At 58.8% G+C, this 18,585-nt stretch carries 15 protein-coding genes; 6 read left to right on the top strand and 9 right to left on the bottom strand.

Annotated features, from left to right (window positions below; genetic code table 11):
- The first annotated feature begins 14 nt into the window (after positions 1–14).
- Positions 15–839 (top strand): 2,3,4,5-tetrahydropyridine-2,6-dicarboxylate N-succinyltransferase, encoded by an 825-nt coding sequence (dapD, locus tag LAC65_RS02875; RefSeq protein ID WP_039382717.1) that lies wholly within the window; start codon positions 15–17, stop codon positions 837–839.
- A 279-nt stretch (positions 840–1,118) separates the two neighbouring features.
- Entirely contained in the window at positions 1,119–1,511 is a 393-nt protein-coding gene (locus LAC65_RS02870; RefSeq protein WP_039382714.1) for a DUF3461 family protein, read from the top strand.
- Between the two features lie 42 nt (positions 1,512–1,553).
- Here LAC65_RS02870 and LAC65_RS02865 read toward each other — a convergent pair whose 3' ends face one another.
- The 3 genes from LAC65_RS02865 to dgt all read right to left on the bottom strand — a co-directional run bounded on the left by LAC65_RS02865 (position 1,554) and on the right by dgt (position 5,940).
- Positions 1,554–2,711, bottom strand: coding sequence for a CdaR family transcriptional regulator (locus LAC65_RS02865; protein ID WP_071669051.1), 1,158 nt, complete (start codon positions 2,709–2,711; stop codon positions 1,554–1,556).
- Between the two features lie 160 nt (positions 2,712–2,871).
- Entirely contained in the window at positions 2,872–4,311 is a 1,440-nt protein-coding gene (degP, locus tag LAC65_RS02860) for a serine endoprotease DegP (RefSeq protein ID WP_039382707.1), read from the bottom strand.
- A gap of 135 nt (positions 4,312–4,446) precedes the next feature.
- Positions 4,447–5,940 carry a dGTPase gene (gene dgt, locus LAC65_RS02855; RefSeq protein ID WP_039382705.1) on the bottom strand — a complete coding sequence of 498 codons (1,494 nt, stop codon included), beginning with the start codon at positions 5,938–5,940 and terminating at the stop codon, positions 4,447–4,449.
- A gap of 96 nt (positions 5,941–6,036) precedes the next feature.
- Between dgt and mtnN the strand changes: the two genes are divergently transcribed.
- The 3 genes from mtnN to LAC65_RS02840 all read left to right on the top strand — a co-directional run bounded on the left by mtnN (position 6,037) and on the right by LAC65_RS02840 (position 7,892).
- Entirely contained in the window at positions 6,037–6,735 is a 699-nt protein-coding gene (gene mtnN / locus LAC65_RS02850; RefSeq protein WP_039382702.1) for a 5'-methylthioadenosine/S-adenosylhomocysteine nucleosidase, read from the top strand.
- The gene (btuF, locus tag LAC65_RS02845; protein WP_039382699.1) at positions 6,728–7,522 is read left to right on the top strand and encodes a vitamin B12 ABC transporter substrate-binding protein BtuF; all 795 of its coding nucleotides are present in this window, start codon (positions 6,728–6,730) and stop codon (positions 7,520–7,522) included. Before mtnN ends, btuF begins: the two co-directional genes overlap by 8 nt.
- A gap of 118 nt (positions 7,523–7,640) precedes the next feature.
- Positions 7,641–7,892 carry a hypothetical protein gene (locus LAC65_RS02840; RefSeq protein WP_039382696.1) on the top strand — a complete coding sequence of 84 codons (252 nt, stop codon included), beginning with the start codon at positions 7,641–7,643 and terminating at the stop codon, positions 7,890–7,892.
- 32 nt (positions 7,893–7,924) lie between these two features.
- Here LAC65_RS02840 and erpA read toward each other — a convergent pair whose 3' ends face one another.
- Complete coding sequence (gene erpA / locus LAC65_RS02835; RefSeq protein ID WP_039382693.1) at positions 7,925–8,272, bottom strand: iron-sulfur cluster insertion protein ErpA; 348 nt, start codon at positions 8,270–8,272, stop codon at positions 7,925–7,927.
- A gap of 231 nt (positions 8,273–8,503) precedes the next feature.
- Between erpA and hemL the strand changes: the two genes are divergently transcribed.
- Positions 8,504–9,784 carry a glutamate-1-semialdehyde 2,1-aminomutase gene (hemL, locus tag LAC65_RS02830; RefSeq protein ID WP_224144822.1) on the top strand — a complete coding sequence of 427 codons (1,281 nt, stop codon included), beginning with the start codon at positions 8,504–8,506 and terminating at the stop codon, positions 9,782–9,784.
- A gap of 81 nt (positions 9,785–9,865) precedes the next feature.
- On the opposite strand, the gene fhuB is transcribed toward hemL, so the two are convergent.
- The 5 genes from fhuB to mrcB form a co-directional block, all read right to left on the bottom strand.
- The gene (gene fhuB / locus LAC65_RS02825; RefSeq protein WP_039382686.1) at positions 9,866–11,842 is read right to left on the bottom strand and encodes a Fe(3+)-hydroxamate ABC transporter permease FhuB; all 1,977 of its coding nucleotides are present in this window, start codon (positions 11,840–11,842) and stop codon (positions 9,866–9,868) included.
- The gene (gene fhuD / locus LAC65_RS02820) at positions 11,842–12,720 is read right to left on the bottom strand and encodes a Fe(3+)-hydroxamate ABC transporter substrate-binding protein FhuD (RefSeq protein WP_071669056.1); all 879 of its coding nucleotides are present in this window, start codon (positions 12,718–12,720) and stop codon (positions 11,842–11,844) included. Before fhuD ends, fhuB begins: the two co-directional genes overlap by 1 nt.
- Positions 12,721–12,729: 9 nt before the next feature.
- Positions 12,730–13,524 (bottom strand): Fe3+-hydroxamate ABC transporter ATP-binding protein FhuC, encoded by a 795-nt coding sequence (gene fhuC, locus LAC65_RS02815; protein WP_039382680.1) that lies wholly within the window; start codon positions 13,522–13,524, stop codon positions 12,730–12,732.
- A gap of 43 nt (positions 13,525–13,567) precedes the next feature.
- Positions 13,568–15,763 (bottom strand): ferrichrome porin FhuA, encoded by a 2,196-nt coding sequence (gene fhuA, locus LAC65_RS02810; protein ID WP_039382677.1) that lies wholly within the window; start codon positions 15,761–15,763, stop codon positions 13,568–13,570.
- Positions 15,764–15,973: 210 nt separating this feature from the next.
- Positions 15,974–18,517 (bottom strand): bifunctional glycosyl transferase/transpeptidase, encoded by a 2,544-nt coding sequence (gene mrcB / locus LAC65_RS02805; protein ID WP_039382675.1) that lies wholly within the window; start codon positions 18,515–18,517, stop codon positions 15,974–15,976.
- Between the last annotated feature and the right edge of the window lie 68 nt (positions 18,518–18,585).

Here is an 18,585-nt window from a genome sequence, read left to right as displayed (position 1 = left end):
CTCAGGAAATAGCTATGCAACAGTTACAGAGCGTTATTGAATCCGCCTTTGAGCGCCGTGCTGACATCACGCCCGCCAGCGTCGACAGTGCCACCCGTGAAGCGATCAATCAGGTGATTGGTCTGCTGGACAGCGGCGAACTGCGCGTCTCTGAAAAAATCGATGGCGAATGGGTAACGCATCAGTGGCTGAAAAAAGCGGTGCTGCTGTCGTTTCGCATCAATGACAATCAGGTTATGGAAGGGGCTGAAACCCGCTTTTATGACAAGGTGCCGATGAAATTTGCCGGCTGGGACGATGCGCGCTTTAAAGCGGCAGGTTTCCGCGTGGTGCCACCAGCAGCCGTACGCCAGGGCGCTTTTATTGCGCGTAACACCGTGCTGATGCCTTCCTACGTCAACATCGGGGCTTTTGTCGATGAAGGTACCATGGTTGATACCTGGGCCACCGTGGGCTCCTGTGCGCAGATTGGCAAAAACGTGCATCTCTCCGGCGGCGTGGGCATTGGCGGCGTACTGGAGCCGTTGCAAGCTAATCCAACCATCATCGAAGATAACTGCTTTATCGGCGCACGTTCCGAAATCGTTGAGGGCGTGATTGTCGAGGAGGGTTCGGTGATCTCAATGGGCGTTTATATCGGCCAGAGCACCAAAATTTACGATCGCGAAACCGGTGAAGTTCACTACGGCCGCGTCCCGGCTGGTTCAGTAGTGGTCTCAGGTAATCTGCCGTCGAAAGATGGCAGCTACAGCCTCTACTGCGCGGTAATCGTGAAAAAAGTTGACGCTAAGACGCTGAGCAAAACGGGTATCAACGAACTGCTGCGTACTATCGATTAACTTCTCTGAGCGCTTTTCTTACTCATGACGGCACTGGCAACGGTGCCGTCATTTTTTCTTTACACCCCGCCTGATACAACTTGTTTTGCGCCGCAAATTAACTGGTGCGTTTACTTTTCAAACAGTCCATAATCCGCGCCAGTTAACTCCGGACGCGCACTGTCTGACCCGGTTTTTCGTCTAAAGTTTATAAGTATGCCGTAAGCGTTCCGGATCCGACCTGGAACGATTGATGACATGTCTGCGCGCTCACTCACTCTCAGAGGAAATTTAAACGCCATGTATGACAATCTGAAAAGCTTAGGTATCAGCAATCCTGAAGACATCGATCGTTACAGTCTGCGTCAGGAAGCGAACAACGACATCCTGAAAATCTATTTCCGCAAAGATAAAGGCGAATTTTTTGCCAAGAGCGTGAAATTCAAATATCCGCGCCAGCGCAAAACCGTGGTGGCCGAACATAACGGTCAGGGCTTCCGTGAAATTCAGGAGATCAGCCCCAACCTGCGTTACGTTATCGATGAGCTGGATCAGATTTGCCAGCGCGATCGGGTTGAGGTGGATCTGAAGCGCAAGATCCTCGACGATCTGCGCCATCTGGAGAGCGTGGTCTCTAATAAGATCGCTGAGATTGAAGCCGATCTCGATCAGCTGACCCGTAACAGCCGCTGATCCGTTTACACATCGCACTCAGGCCAGCGCTGCTGGCCTTTTTTACGCCCGTTCATCCAGCTGCAGCGCCACATACAGCAGCAGCCGGTCGTCGAAATTGCCGAGATCCAGTCCGGTCAGTTCTGAAATCCGGTTCAGACGATACTCCAGCGTATTACGATGAATAAACAGCGCGCGTGCCGTGGCGCCAGGCTGCACGTTATGGCTGAACCAGGCGAGCAGCGTACGCCGTAATAAACCGTTGGTATCGATGCTTCTGAGTTTTTCCAGCGGACGCGCCAGCTCGCTGGCCTGCCAGCCGCCACGCAGGCTGTCGAGCAGTACCGGCAGCACCAGATCCTGATAAAAAAAACTGCGCTGCTCCGGCATACGCTGCTTGCCCACTGACATAGTGGTGCGGGCAGTACGCCACGAGCGCGCAATGCCGCCCGGTCCGGGGAAATAATTGCCCAGCGCAATCCGCATACGCACCTGACCGCTCTCTTTCATACGCTGCAGCAGCTGGTCAACGCGCCGGCGGTGATCGTCGTGATCGTAACGGCCGTGAGCGTTCAGCGCGGGTTTCAGCACCACCATCTCCGTCAGCGATACGATGGCAATGAGGTTATCGCGATCCGGCGTGGTCAGCAGCGTCTGCAGCTGCTGCAGCTCTGACATTGCGCTGTCTACGCCCAGCTGGCCGCTATCCACTTCCACTACCGCCACCACACGCGGCTGGTTAAGATCGATGCCCAGCCGCTGCGCCCATTCGTTCAGCGTCGGCGAGAGTGTGTCGCTGCGGATCAGGTTAAGCACCAGCTCTTCGCGCAGGCGGCTATCCTGCGCCAGCAGATGCAGCAGCCGCGCCTGTTCCAGCATCATCTCCGCCGTCATACAGACCAGTTCGCCGTAATGCCGCAGGGCAGCAGGTTCTCCGGTCAGCCCGATGACTCCCACGATGCTGCCTTCAATGCGCAGCGGCAGATTGACGCCAGGCCGCACGCCGTGCAGATGCTTTGCTACCGCTTCATCAATATCCACCACCCTGCCCTGCGACAGTACCAGCAGCGCGCCCTCGTGCAGCTCGCCGATACGTTCACGATCGCCGCTGCCGATAATGCGCCCGCGCGCATCCATCACGTTGACGTTGCTGTCGATAATTTTCATGGTGCGCGCAACGATATCCTGCGCCAGACGCGCATCAAGATGAGAGGTTGCCATGGATCACTTCCTGAGCAAGGGGCAAACCGACAGAATACGCATCCTGCTGACGGCTGACATTGTGCAATTGCACATAGTGGCGGAGAGATTGCGGAAAATGTTACCGGGCGCACAAAAGAAAAAAGGCGAGCCGCAGCCCGCCCGGTTTATGCAGGGAGAATTACTGCATCAGCAGATAAAGCGACGCGTCACCGCGCAGAATGTTGAGCGCCAGTACCGGCGGTTTCGTGTCGAGAATTTTACGCAGTTCACCCAGGTTATCGATCGCCTGCTGGTTAACCCCGAGGATGATGTCACCTTTCTTCAGGCCGATACGCGCGGCCGCGCTGCCTGCTTTCACGCTGTCAACGCGCACCCCTTTGTGGCCATTGCTCTCCACGTTGCTGAGATCGGCGCCTTCAATACCGGTGTAAATGGTCGCCGACTGCACTTTATCTTTGGTGCTCTGCTGCAGCTCTACCGTCACGCTCTGGGATTTACCCTCGCGCAGCAGACCCAGCTGAAGTTTGGTGCCCGTCGGCAGCGAGCCCACTTCAGCACGCAGGGCAGCAAAGCTGCTCAGCGGCTTGCCATTCAGTGAAACCACGACGTCGCCGGCTTTCACGCCCGCTTTTGCCGCCGCAGAACCAGGCAGAACCTGGCTGACAAAGGCGCCGCGCTGGGCATCAACCTTCATCGCTTTCGCCAGCTCTGAGTTCAGCTCGGTGCCGAGGATCCCCAGCTCACCGCGTTTAACCTGGCCAAACTCCACCATCTGCGCCGTCAGGTTTTTCACCATCGAGCTGGGAATAGCAAAGCCGATGCCGATGTTACCGCCATCCGGTGCCAGAATAGCCGTGTTAATCCCGATCAGCTCGCCGTTCAGATTGACCAGCGCACCGCCCGAGTTGCCGCGGTTGATGGCGGCGTCAGTCTGGATAAAGTTCTCGTAATTCTCCACATTCAGGCCGCTGCGGCCCAGCGCAGAGACGATGCCGGAGGTCACGGTTTCACCCAGCCCGTAAGGGTTGCCGATCGCAACGGTATAGTCACCTACCCGCAGCGTATCGGAATCGGCCATTTTAATCGCCGTGAGGTTTTTCGCATCCTGCAGCTGGATCAGGGCAATATCAGACTGCGGATCTTTACCGATGATTTTGGCCTCATAGCGGCGGCCGTCGCTGAGCTGAACCTGAATTTTTGTGGCGTTGTCCACTACGTGGTTGTTGGTAACCACATAGCCTTTCTCTGCGTTAATAATGACGCCGGAACCGAGTGCGCGGAACGGCTGTTTTTGTGCATTGCCCGGTGCGCCATCATCTGCGCCACCGCCACCCTGACAGAGCGGCGATCCCTGAAAAGGCGATCCATCCTGACAGAAAGGCGAATTATCGCCAAAGAACTGCTGAAACTGCTGCGGCATGCGCGGCGTTTTTACCGCAGTGCTGCCTTCAACGTTGATGCTCACCACGGAAGGCATCACTTTTTCCAGCATGGGTGCCAGACTGGGCAGCTGCTGGCTGGAGGAGGACGCCGTTTCAGCGGCAAATACTGCAGCAGGCGCGCACGCCATACTCAGACTCAGTGCCAGCGCACTCAGCATCAATCTGTTTTTTTTCATTCGTTTTTTCTCTCTGAAAGTTGCAGCCTGACCATTGCTGTGGCCGTCATAACGGAGATAAATTTTATACGCAAAAAAGGCGATAAAGTTTTGCCTAAAGGTAAATATTTATGCGTCGTCTTTACAAAACTGGCCCTATTCTACCGCCATCATCCGGCGATATTCGTCCCACGCATAATTATCCGTCATGCCGCTGATATAATCCTGAATAAGGCGGAAGCGATAATAGCGCTCCCATAACAGCCGCTGATATTTATGCTCAACGACGCGCGCGCGCATCTGCTGCTGGTACGCCTTACGATGTTTACCGGAGAGCTTATGGAACAGGCGCGTCTCAATAGGATGGCCCGCCAGATAATCATCATTCATTAAGGTGGTAAATTGCTCATAATTGAGCTGCATCAGCGACTGATAGATCTCCAGCAGGCCTTTAATTACCCGGTAGCCCTGCAGCTCCAGCTGCTCTACTTCAGGATGATTAAATACCTGCTGACGCGCCACGGTTTTAAACAGCTTCAGCAGCCGCCCTTCATCACCATCATCTTCCAGCAGGGCGTGATTAAAATTGCCGGAGAAAATGGCCGGCAGGTTATCGACAAAGCGCCGCACCGCATGGCCTACCAGCAGATTCTGCACGTTTACGCGCAGCGACATAAAAAACTGATCGCTGATGCTGCGCCGTTTTTTCTGATTCGCCTCTTTCCAGGCCTCACCAATGGTGCGGCTAAATGCATCACCGGGAATCAGCGGCCCCCAGGCTTTAACCAGCGCGTGATAGAGCGTATCCACGGTAAATATCGCTTTTTCAACGGCATCATCCAGGTCGGCAATACAGTATGAAATATCATCCGCCGCCTCCATTATCCAGGTCAGCGGATAGCGATGATGTTCCGCCAGATCGGTGGCGACGCGCAGCTCCGCAATATATTCCCGTTCAGAGAGATAAAAGCCGGGTTTTTTCATCAGGACGCTGAATTCAGCCGGCTTCTCACCCTGCCACCAGGCGGGGGCAGTATATTTCAGAATGCAGGCGACCTGGGCATAGCTAAGGTTAAGCTGCAGCAGCGTATGGACCAGCCGAATCGCCTGTGCATTCCCCTCAAAATTGCACAGATCCTGACGAATCATTGCATTCAGTTCGTTAAAGTCAGCCTGCTGTTCGTCGCTGGCCACGCCGGCGACCAGCGGATCCACCAGCTCTGCCGGCAGATTATCTTCGAACCAGTCATTAATCGCCGCTTCGCCAAAATGTCCAAACGGCGGGTTGCCGACGTCATGCAGCAGACAGGCCATCTCGACCAGCGTCTCTGTAGCCCCTTCAAAACCGTCCAGGCCATACTGCTCCAGCCCGCCGCCCTGGGTTTTCAGGGTATGGAGAATCTCCTTGGTAATGTAGCGGCCGGTCTGCTGGACCTCCAGCGAATGAGTCAGTCGCGAGCGTACGGCTGCGTTGCGCTCCAGCGGGAATACCTGGGTTTTTTGCTGCAGCCGGCGGATAGCGGCGGAGTTAATGATCCGGCCCCGATCGCTCTCAAAATGGCGGGTGATCGCGTATTCGCCTTCCGGCGCTTTACGGCTGGTATAAGGGCGCGTGAAACCGATCTTCTTCCTGAAATTAATCGCCACCATAGCGGGCCCTCTTTTTGGTGAATTCATCGCTCTGAAGCCATGATAGACTATGCCTCAGTTTCCTCTTAAACATCTATAAACACAGCGAGATTCTTTATGAAAGCAGGCATTATTGGCGCGATGGAGCAGGAAGTTACCCTGCTGCGTGACAAAATTGAAAACCGTCAGACGCTGAAGCTGGCCGGATGTGAAATCTATACCGGTACCCTGAATGGCGTTGAGGTTGCCCTGCTGAAATCAGGAATCGGGAAAACGGCCGCCGCGCTGGGCACCACCCTGCTGCTGCAGCTCTGCAAACCCGATCTGGTGATCAACACCGGCTCTGCGGGTGGCCTTGCGCCGACGCTGCAGGTCGGGGATATCGTGGTATCTGATGAAGTACGCTATCACGACGCCGACGTCACCGCTTTTGGCTATGTGCCGGGTCAGATGGCAGGTTGCCCGGAAGCGTTTGTGGCCGACAGCCAGCTGGTGACGGCCGCTGAGCAGACAATTAGCGAGCTGCAGCTGAACGCCGTGCGCGGCCTGGTGGTCAGCGGCGACGCGTTTATCAACGGTGCAGAGCCGCTGGCACGCATCCGCTCACAGTTTCCGCAGGCGATTGCCGTAGAAATGGAAGCCACCGCCATTGGTCATGTTTGTCACCAGTTTAACGTGCCGTTTGTCGTGGTACGCGCCATCTCTGACGTCGCCGATAAAACCTCCCACCTGAGTTTTGATGAGTTTCTCAGCGTGGCGGCCAGACAATCCTCTCTGATGACAGAGCGCCTGCTTGCCCGTCTGACGCATGGCTAAGTGGCTGCTCGCCGGGCTGCTGCTGCTCTGCAACGGCCTGGTGTTAGCGGCTCCGCGCGTCATTACCCTCGCCCCGCATCTTACAGAGATGGCCTTTGCCGCCGGTATCACACCGGTGGCGGTCAGCGCCTGGTCCGACTATCCACCCGCTGCCCAGACGCTGCCGCAGGTAGCGAACTGGCAGGGCATCGGCGTTGAGCAGGTGCTGCAACTGAAACCAGACGTAGTACTGGCGTGGCGTGGCGGTAACCCGGCTCGTCAGATTGAACAGCTGCAGCACGCTGGCGTCAGGGTGGTATGGATCGATCCGCAAAGCCTGGATGAGATGATGGATAGCGTGCAGTCGCTGGCGCGCTGGAGCCCGCGGCCTGAGCAGGCTGTTTCAGCCGCGCAGGCGCTGCGGGCGCAGGAAGCCGCATTGCGCCAGCGCTACCGGCACGCGACTCCGGTGGCGCTGTTTCTGCAGTTCGGGCAGCAGCCGCTGTTTACCGCTTCGCGTAATACGCTGCAAAATGAGATCGTCACGCTGTGCGGCGGGCAGAATATTTTTGCCGACAGCCGGGTTAGCTGGCCGCAGGTCAGCCGGGAGCAGGTGCTGATACGGCAGCCGCAAGCGATTGTCATCAGCGGCGATACCGCACAGGCCGCCAGCATCACCCGGTTCTGGCGCTCACAGCTCAGCGTACCGGTGATTGCCATTAACCCCGACTGGCTGAGCCGCCCCGGTCCGCGCCTGCTGCTGGCCGCGCAGCAGCTCTGCGCTGCGCTGCATCCGCTAAAAAAATAAGCGCCCGCGCATAAAGTTCAGCCCGCATATGTCGACAATGAAGAGAGCAGGCACGGCAGCCACGTAAGCTACGTGCCCTTTTAGCGCAACGCGCTTTTGACTACACCAGGAATTAATCATGACCCGAGCTGTACTGCTGGCCATTATGCTGGCGGGCGCGGCGTCCGCCATGGCGGCTGGCACCAGCGGCTCGATTGCGGTGTCGCTGACTATCGTGTCACGCTGCACTGTCTCATCCGCCAGTGCACCGGGGCTGCCCGCCGCTGACTGCGCGGGCGGTAGCGGCGCTCAGCCGCGTATTTCCCGGCAGACGCTCACGGGCGATGCGCGCCGGCACGACACAACACAATTAGTCACTATTGAGTGGTAGAACTGGCTGCCGGAACGGCAGCCAGACTGGCATCAGATACTGAAAGAGGAACCACAGCCGCAGGTGGTTTTAGCATTGGGGTTGGTAACAATAAAGCGCGAACCTTCCAGACCTTCGGTGTAGTCCACCGATCCGCCCACCAGATACTGCAGGCTCATTGGATCCACTACCAGCGATACGCCCTGCTTTTCGATGGTCATATCGCCATCGTTCATCTGGTCATCAAAGGTAAAACCATACTGGAAGCCGCTGCAACCGCCGCCGGTGATATAGACGCGCAGTTTCAGCGCCGGATTCTCTTCATCCGCAATCAGATTTTTTACTTTATTGGCTGCTGCATCGGTAAACTGCAAAGGCAGCGCTGCTACGTCATCACTCATGTTTTACTCCGCGTAAACGTCCAGGTCAGAAAACAACCTTAATCACGCTATTATCTGCCAGCCGCCCGGTGCAATCAAGTAGCACCCTTGACACTGTGTGCCCCTGAAATGAACTACAGTTTAAACCCTGCGTGCGCGAGGCCCCTGCTGCGCGCTGCGCGGCGGTTCACCGTCGCGGCATCTTCCCGTAGAATGACGGGATGAATTTTTCCAGACAGCCGGAGCCAAACCATGAGTAAGTCAGAAAATCTATACACCGAAGCACAACGTCTGATCCCGGGCGGCGTGAACTCCCCGGTGCGCGCGTTTACCGGTGTCGGCGGCGTACCTCTGTTTATTGAACGCGCCGATGGCGCCTTTTTGTATGACGCAGATGGTAAAGCCTATATCGACTATGTCGGCTCCTGGGGCCCGATGGTACTGGGCCACAATAACGCGACCATCCGCAACGCGGTCATTGAGGCTGCCGCGCGCGGCCTGAGCTTTGGTGCGCCGACTGAGATGGAAGTGAAAATGGCGGAGCTGGTGTGCGAGCTGATGCCGGGTATGGATATGGTGCGCATGGTGAACTCCGGTACGGAAGCGACCATGAGCGCCATCCGCCTGGCGCGCGGCTTTACCCATCGCGATAAAATTATCAAGTTTGAGGGCTGCTACCATGGTCATGCCGACTGCCTGCTGGTCAAAGCGGGTTCCGGTGCACTCACGCTGGGTCAGCCGAACTCCCCAGGCGTGCCGGCTGACTTTGCCCGCCATACGCTGACCTGCACCTATAACGATCTCGCCTCTGTCCGCACGGCGTTTGAAGAGTATCCGGACGATATCGCCTGTATCATCGTGGAACCGGTTGTCGGCAACATGAACTGTATCCCGCCGCAGCCTGACTTCCTGCCAGGCCTGCGCGCGCTGTGCGACGAGTTTGGTGCCCTGCTGATTATTGATGAGGTGATGACCGGTTTCCGCGTGGCGCTGGGCGGCGCGCAGACCTACTACAACGTGATGCCTGACCTTACCTGCCTCGGTAAAATCATCGGCGGCGGCATGCCGGTCGGCGCATTTGGTGGCCGTCGCGACGTGATGGAAGCGCTGGCACCTACAGGTCCGGTCTACCAGGCGGGCACGCTGTCGGGTAACCCGATTGCGATGGCAGCCGGTTTTGCCTGCCTGACGCAGATTGCTCAGCCAGGCACGCACGCCACGCTGACCGCGCTAACCACGCAGCTGGCTGAGGGCCTGCTGGCTGCCGCGCAGGCGGAAAATATCCCGCTGGTGGTAAACCACGTGGGCGGCATGTTTGGTCTGTTCTTCACCGATGCTGAAAGCGTGACCTGCTATGCAGATGTCACTCGCTGTGACACAGAGCGTTTTAAGCGCTTCTTCCATCTGATGCTGAGCGAGGGGATCTACCTGGCCCCCTCCGCCTACGAGGCGGGCTTTATGTCGCTGGCGCACACGCCGGAAGATATTGAGCGTACCGTTGCCGCAGCGCGTCGCTGCTTTGCCCAGCTGTAACGCCGGACTGCTCTGAGGAGCGACCCGCCCTGCCCTGGCAGGCCATAACAAAAAGGTGCGCCACGGCGCACCTTTTTTCTGTCACGCGCGGCGCAGCAGCCAGATGAAATAGGGGGCGCCAAAGAAGGTTGCCATCAGCCCTGCCGGGATCTGATCCGGAAACGCCAGCATCCGGCCGCACCAGTCAGCCACCAGCATCAGCCCGGCGCCGGTTACGCCAGCCATCATCATCTGCGGCAGCGCGCGCCGGAAGCCGAGCATACGCACAATATGCGGTGCCATCAGCCCGATAAAGCTCAGCGGTCCGACCGTCAGCGTCGCGGCGGCGGTCAGCGCGGCGGCCAGCAGCAGCAGCAGCAATCGTGAGGCAGTCAGTGACATCCCCGCGGAGCGGGCGGTGGCGCTGCCAAGCGGCAGCAGCGTCAGCCAGCGGCTTGCCAGAGGCGCCAAAGCGACCAGTATCAGCGCGATGACCGCACTCTGCAGCGCCTGCGACAGCGTGATGCTATAGGTGGAGCCGGAGATCCAGCTCAGTAGCCCCTCCATGCGCGGATCGCCGCTCGCCAGCAGTAGCATCAGCAGCGTGGCAAACGCGCTGTTCAGCGCCATCCCCGCCAGCAACATACGCTGCGGCGAAAAGCCCCCCCGGCTGGCAACCAGCATAATGACGCCGAGCGTTAACGCGCCTCCGGCTATCCCTGCCGGCAGCAGCCACGCCAGCGCATCGCCCGGCACAAAAAACAGCATCAGCACCACGCCGCACGCCGCCCCGGAACTGATACCCAGCACTTCCGGGCTGGCCATCGGGTTGCCGGTCAGACGCTGGATCAGCGTACCCGCCACGCCCAGCATCATTCCCACCGCCAGCGCCGCCAGCACGCGCGGTGCGCGCCACGGCAGCAGCTGCTGCAGCATGTCACCGCTTACCCATGCCCAGCCCGTAGCGTTACGGCCAAAACTGATACCCGCAACGGTCAGCAGCAGCAGCACCGCCAGCCCCGTCAGCACCCAGCGCAGCACACGCTGACGCTCGGCCGGCACCCGATCCCCGGCGTTCATCTCCGGCGGCTGAGAGCCGGCACGCAGCCGCGGCAGCAGCCACAGCAGCAGCAGCACCCCGGTCAGCGCCGTCGCCGTGCCGGTCGAAATCTCACGCCAGTACACCGTGAGCAACTGCACCGACTGATCGGCCAGCCACAGCAGCAGTGCACCAATCAGCGGAGCCAGCAGAATGCGGCTGAGCAGCCGCCGCGCACCCAGCATTTTTGCCAGCAGCGGCGCAAATAGCCCAATAAAACCGATAATGCCGGCAATGTTCACCAGCTGCGCGCTGAGCAGAATTGCCAGCGCCAGCGCGGCAACGCGCGCGATGGAAAGCGACAGGCCAAGATTTTTTGCCACGCCATCATCCAGTCCCATCAGCGTCAGCGGACGCAGCAGCGCCAGCGTCAGCACAAACGCCAGCAGCAGCCGGGGCCAGAGCAGCGCCACGTTGTGCCCGTCGAGCTGATTAAGCGCCCCGGTGCTCCAGAGGAACATATTCTGCAGCTGATCGTGATTAAAGATGGCAAAGACCTGATTGACCGCGCCGGCATACAGGCTCAGAACCAGTCCGGCGAGGATCAGCGTCACCGGTGAAAGCCGTCTGCCCCACGCCACGCCAAACACCAGCACGCCGACCAGCAGCGCACCACCTGTCGCCGCAAACTGCTGCGTAAGCTCACCACCCGGCAGCTGCCACAGCGTGGCAACGGTAATGCCCAGCTGAGCGCCGGAGGAGATACCCAGCGTGGCAGGCTCTGCCAGCGGATTACGCAGCACCTGCTGAAACAGCAGGCCCGCCAGTCCCAGTCCGGCGCCGAGCAGCAGCGCCAGTGCCAGACGCGGCAGCAGACTGTAGTGAAAGACCATCTGGCGAATCGCATCGATATCGGGCGTCAAAAACGCCTGCGGCCACTGCGCCAGCGGCAGCGCGTGCTGCAGGTTGATAAAGGTCAGCAGCAGAGCGATAGCAAATATCGCACTCAGCAGCGCGGCGGGAAAAAGAGAGATACGCATTAACGGGACTCCAGCGCGCTTTCCAGCACGCGTACAAATCGCAGGGCTGCCAGCGTGGCACCGTAATACCATACGGCCGGCACGCGCCGGAAGCGGCCAGCACGCACAAACGGCAGCGCCTGCCACAGCGCGGTGCGGGTCACCTGCTGCATATCGCGCTGATTATCGTGGTCAAAGCAGAGCACCTCAACGTTGCCCACTTCAGCCAGCCGCTCCAGGCCGATGACCGCGCTGCCCCAGTAGCTGGTTTCACCCTGCCAGGCACTGGTAAGACCGAGCCGCTGCATGACATCCAGAAACAGGCTGTTCTGCCCGAAAACAATGGCGTGCCGGCTGTCGAGCAGCGACATCAGCAGGATTGGTCGTCCGGCCCATCCCTGCAGGCGCACCCGTGCCGCCGCCAGCTGCTGTCCGGTCTCCTGCAGATGCTGCTCCGCCTGCGCCTCGCGTCCAATGTGCGCGCCCAGCTGCCGCAGCGAGTGTTGCGCGGCGCTGAACGGCTTGCCGTCGCCGCTGTGAAGCGAAAAACCCAGCGTCGGGGCGATATGCTGCAGCGTTTCTGCTGACGGACCAAAGCCGCTGTAGTACAGGATCAGCGAGGGATCCAGCTGCGTCATCAGCTCCAGATTAGGTTCACCACGCAGGCCAAGATCGACGGTGCTGGCGGGCAGCGGCGGCTCGCCAACCCAGATATTGTAGTTGTGTACATCCGCCACGCCGAGCGGTGCCACGCCCAGCGCCATCAGCAGTTCAGCTGAGAGCCACTCCAGCGCCAGAATGCGTGAATTGTCCGGCACGGCAGCACGCAGCGGCGCGCACTGCATAAGCGGCGAGAGCGCCAGCGCCGTCAGCAGACGACGACGGGTCAGTGAGATCATCCCTGCTCCTCAGCGAACAAAACTGACGGGCGCGCCGCCCTGCGGGTGCGGCAGTATGCCCATCGGAATACCGTAGATCGTGCCCAGCACGTCAGCCTGCATGATCGCCGCCGGTTCCCCTTCGGCGATAACCTCGCCCTGACGCAGCGCCACCAGCCTGTCGCAGTAGCGCGCCGCCATGTTGATATCGTGCAGCACGGCAATCACGGTGAGTCCGCGCTCGCGGCTCAGCCGCTGGATCAGCGCCAGCACCTCAACCTGATGCGCAATATCCAGCGCCGACGTCGGCTCATCCAGCAGCAGGCAGCGGCTATTTTGCGCCACCAGCATCGCCAGCCAGGCGCGCTGACGCTCGCCGCCGGAGAGGCTATCCACCAGACGGCCGGCAAAGGGTTTCAGCCCCACCAGCGCAATCGCCTCCTCAACCCGGTTGCGATCTTCCGCGCCGTAACGTCCCAGCGCACCGTGCCACGGATAGCGCCCCATCGCCGTCAGTTCGCGCACCGTCATGCCTTCTGCCGCAGGCAGCTGCTGAGGCAGATAGGCCACCTGACGTGCAAACGCTTTGCTGTTCCAGTGCGCCACCGGTTCGCCGTTCAGCAGCACTTCTCCTGCCGTCGCAGCATGATGGCGCCCCAGCATTTTCAGCAGGGTCGATTTTCCCGAGCCGTTATGGCCAATCAGTGCGGTCACTTTTCCCGGTGTAAACGTAAGCGACAGCGGATGCAGCAGCGTGCGCCCCGGCACGTGAAAGCTGGCACTATCCAGCGCAAAAGTGGTTTCGGCGTAGTGCGAATGCAGCATGGTACTCCCTGGCTAACGGGCGCAGCGCGCCCGGATATCAGTCTCAGAAACGGAAGGTAGCGGTACCCACGATACGGCGCTCAGCGCCCCAGTAGCAGGCGTAGTCGCGGTAGCAGCTGGCGACGTAGTCACGATTGAACAGATTGTTGACGTTGACGCCCACAGTCGAACCCGGCAGGCCGAAGCGACCCAGGTCGTACTTCAGCGCGGCGTCTACCGTGGTGTAAGCGGCGACATCGAAGTTCTGGTTCGCGTTGCTACCGCTGGCATACAATCCTTTGCTTTCACCGACGTAACGCACACCGGCACCGATAGTTACGCCCGATAGCGCCGTGTCATGGAAGGTGTAGTCGCCCCACAGCGATGCCATGTGCTTCGGCACCTGCACCGGCGTGCGGCCTTTCAGCAAGTTATCTTCGGTGTATTCCGCATCGGTATAAGAGTAAGCCGCCGTCAGGTTGATGCTGGCGTTCACCGCGGCTTTCGCTTCCAGCTCCACGCCGCGTGAACGGATTTCGCCGCTCTGCACGCTAAACTGCGGATTATCAGGATCGGCCGTCAGGTTTTTGGTTTTGGTGAGCTGATACACAGCGGCCGTCATAACAATCGGACGATCTTTCGGCACATATTTTACGCCTGCCTCATACTGCTTAGCGCGTGAAGGATCGAACGCCTGACCGTTCCCTGTCGCACCAGCATTCGGGATGAACGCTTCGCTATAGCTGAAGTAAGGTGCAATACCATTATCGAATACGTAGTTAACCCCGCCGCGCCAGGTAAATGCCTGATCATTCTGACGGTCTACGGAATTTTCCACCCGATCGGTAACGGAGTTCATCGCGTAATCGTAGCGGCCACCGAGTGTTAACACCCAGCGGTTCCATTCCATTTGATCCTGCGCATACAGGCCAGTCTGGCGCTGCTGATTTAAATGCTGATAAGGATTGGTATAAGGGGTATAGCTGTCATCACCATATTGCGGATTGAATGGGCTAAGACCACTGGCGACACCAAACTGACCATCAATGTCGTTACGGGTGCGCTGGAAATCAACGCCCAGCAGCAAGGTATGAGCTAAATCACCGGTAGCAAAGTTAGCCTGGGCCTGCGTATCAACCGCGAACTGGTTGAGTTTCTCTTTCGAGAATGCCGCATTACGGGTAATACGTTGATTATCAGGGTTATAACCGAAGCCATAAATGCTGCGGTAATCCGTACGCAGTTCGGCATAGCGCAGGTTCTGCCGCACCGTCCAGGTATCGCTGAAGCTATGCTCAACGCTGTACCCGACCATTTTGGTGTTGCGCGAAATCTTGTTGCTCTCTTCGCCTTCATCAAAATGGGTCGGCAGTTTGTAACTGCTGCCGTCCGGGCGGGTGATGCCCACCACCGTGCCTTCGCGCGGCAGCCAGCCGTAATAGCCGGTTTCCGGTTCATTCTGGAAGTAAGTCAGCAGGTCAAAACGCGTATTTTCGTCCGGACGCCAGCTGAATGAAGGCGCAATGGTGTAGCGCTTCTCTTTGTTCATCGCCTGCTGCGCATCAGCGCTGCGCGCGAGGCCGGTCAGACGATAGCTGTAGACGCCTGCGTCATCGAGCGCGCCGCCGAAATCGAAGCCGGTTGAGAACAGATTGTCATTGCCCATCTGGAACTGCACTTCATGCAGCGTCTCCTGCGTGGGGCGCTTGCTGACCAGCGCCACTACGCCGCCCGGATTACTTTTTCCATAGAGCACCGATACCGGGCCGCGCAGCAGCTCCGCACGCTCCAGGAACCAGGGATCGAGGGCGAATTCTGAGTAGTTGTCGCCCTGCAGTTTCAGGCCATCCAGATACTGATTGGTGTTGGTTTCGCTGAAGCCGCGAATTGAGAGTGCATCAATCACGTCCGAACTGCCGCGGTTACCGGTCAGTACGCCAGGGGTATAGTTGAATGCCCCTTTAACGCTGGTGACGGCATGCATCGCCATCTCTTCCTGCGTCACCACCGAAACCGACTGCGGGTTTTTTTCAATCGGCGTATCGGTTTTGGTGCCGGTGGCGCTCTGCTTCGCCGCAATGGTCGGGGCCGGGCCCCAGGCGCTCTCCTGTGCCACCGTGCCGGTATCGGCAGCGGTGACAACAACAGTCTCTTCTGCCAGCGCCTGCGCGCTCAGCGTACCCAGTGTTAACGCAATAAATAAAGCCAGCGGGCGACGAGGCGTCAGCTCCGGCCGGAAAAAAGTAGTTCGCGCACTCATGAAGGAGTCTCTCAACAGATGAACAATGCGGGCGAATGAAAACGATAATGATTATCAGACGCAAAGATTCTAGGCGAAGCTGCGCGCGATCTGCAAGATGTAATCTGCGCGATTGCCGCAATTACTGCCTGATTGCAGCATCGATTGATCGCGGATAAAAAACCGGAGGCAAAAAAAAGGGCGCCGGAGCGCCCTGTATGAAGGGATGACTTATTTACTGTCAAACATATCTTTGATCCAGCCCGCCACGCCGTCAGAATCCTTTTGCTCATTCTGCGACTGTTGCTGCTGTTGCTGTTGCTGCTCAGGCTGCTGCTGCTGTTGCTGCTGGAACACCTGCTGCTGCTCCATCTGCTGCTGGCAGAGTGCGGCCGGATCCAGCGTCCAGACCGGCAGTGAACGCCAGGTACTGCTGCCAGATCCGCAGACGAAATTACCCGCAGAATCAACGTTCATCTGCGTGATATCCTCCGGCGGCGTCAGGACCAGCGGCATCGGCGCCTGATTATCGAGATAGCGACGGTAAATCTGCATCGCACCGCTGGAGCCATAGAGTTTCGACGTCTGGTTGTTATCACGTCCGACCCAGGTAATCGCCACTTCTTTACCGTCAACACCGGCAAACCAGCTGTCGATCAGATCGTTGGTGGTCCCGGTTTTGCCCGCCAGGTGCGCTTTCGGATAGCGTGCGCCCAGAGCATGGGCGGTACCGCGTTCCGCCACCTGCTGCATGGTATAGAGCGTCAGATAGGCCGCCTGAGCAGGCTCCACGCGCTGCGCCTGCGGAAAGCTCTGGAACAGAACCGAGCTATCTTCAGCGATGACCGAACGCACCGCCGACAGGTCAGCACGGTTGCCGCCGCTGGCGATCGACTGGAACGCCTGCGCCACTTCCACCGGCGTCAGGTTCAGCGCGCCCAGCAGCATCGCCGGCACCGGATGTAGCTGATCTTTCGACACGCCCAGTTTATTCCAGGTATCCACTACCGCATCCAGCCCCAGCGTCATGCCCAGATTAACCGTTGGCACGTTCATGGAGTTAGTCAGCGCATCCACCAGCATCACCTTGCCGCTGAAGCGACGATCGTCGTTCATTGGCTTCCAGACGCTGCCGTTGGGCTGCTTCAGCGCAATCGGTTCATCCGCGATCCAGCTGTTCAGCCGGTAGCTGTTGGGCTGACTCAGCGCGGTCAGATAGGTAGCCGGTTTCGCCAGCGAGCCGATAGAGCGGCGCGCCTGCAGCGCGCGGTTATAGCCGGCAAACTGCGGATCGGAACCGCCAACCATAGCACGCACTTCACCGCTGAAGCGGTCTACCACCACCATGGCGGTTTCCAGATCTTTCAGCCCGCGCTGTTTCTTCAGCGTGGGGATCCCCTCTTCTACCGCCTTTTCAGCCGCGTCCTGTGAAACCGGATCGAGCGTGGTGAAAATTTTCACGCCCGAGAGATCTTTTACCTTGTCGCCCAGCTTCGCCTGCAGCTCATTACGCACCATCTGCATAAAGGCGGGCTGCGGGGTGATCACGCCGCCTTTTGGCTGTACGCCCAGCGGACGCGCCGAGAGCATGTCATACAGCTCCTGGTCAATCACCTGCTGCTGCTGCAGCAGACGCAGCACCAGATTACGTCGCTCCAGCGCCAGCTTTGGATTCCGCCACGGGTTGTAGAGCGAGGCGCCTTTTACCATTCCGACCAGCATCGCCTGCTGATCGAGGCTGAGCTCATCAACCGGACGCCCGAAATAGTAGAGGCTGGCCAGCGGGAAGCCGCGGATCTGATCGTTACCGGCCTGACCGAGATAGACCTCATTGAGGTAGAGCTCAAGGATGCGATCTTTGCTGTAACGCGCATCCATGATCACCGCCATATAGGCTTCACGCGCTTTACGCCATAGTGAGCGCTCATTGGTCAGGAACAGGTTTTTAACCAGCTGCTGCGTCAGCGTACTGCCGCCCTGTACCGCTTTTCCGGCGGTGATGTTGGCCAGAAATGCACGGCCGATCGAGTAAGGGCTGATCCCGTCATGCTCATAGAAGTGACGATCTTCGGTCGCGATCAGCGTATCGACCAGCAGATCCGGGAAGCCGGCACGCGGCACAAACAGACGCTGTTCGCCGTTAGGCGACTGCAGCATGGTGATCAGGCGCGGATCGAGACGGAAGAAACCGAAGTCGCGCCCGGTATCGAGATTTTTAATACCGGAGAGCTCATCGTTGCTGAAGGTCAGACGCGCGTTGATCTGTCCCTCTTTGCTGTCAGGAAAATCAAACGGCCGGCGCAGCAGATCGATGGTATTGCCCTTGACGCTGAACTCGCCCGGACGCGTAATGCGCGACACTTCGCGATACTGCGTACCTTCCAGCAGCGCAATCATCTCTTTCTTATCATAGGCCATGCCAGGCTCAAGGCTGACCATGCGCCCGTAGACGGCGGCAGGCAGCTGCCAGACTTTACCATCAATACGGCTGCGGATCTCAGAGTCGAGATAGACGCCCCAGGCCGCCATCACAACAACAACAACGAGGAAGAGCTTAATGAGCCAGCCTAACCAGCGGCGCTTGCCGCGCTGCGGGCCTTTACCCCTTCCTTTACTTTTCGGTGGCACCGGAGCGCTCTCCTCATAATCTTCATCAATATCAGTTTGCCCGATGTGGCCATCAGGCTCTTTGCGGTGCCCGCGCCGCGCGGTAGTGCGCGGCGGCTTTGGCGCTTTTCCTTTGCGCCCAATAGGTTCGCGATCGTTCCCAGACATACTCTCTTCTCTCCAGGCATAGCGGTAGCTGCGGCCGTTACTCTAACTGCTTTCTCCCGCGGCGCATG

This window comes from Pantoea eucrina (genome assembly GCF_020079945.1).
Lineage (GTDB): Bacteria > Pseudomonadota > Gammaproteobacteria > Enterobacterales > Enterobacteriaceae > Pantoea > Pantoea eucrina.
The sequence above is the reverse complement of the archived record's forward strand: the minus strand, read 5'-3'. Positions and strand labels throughout refer to the sequence as shown.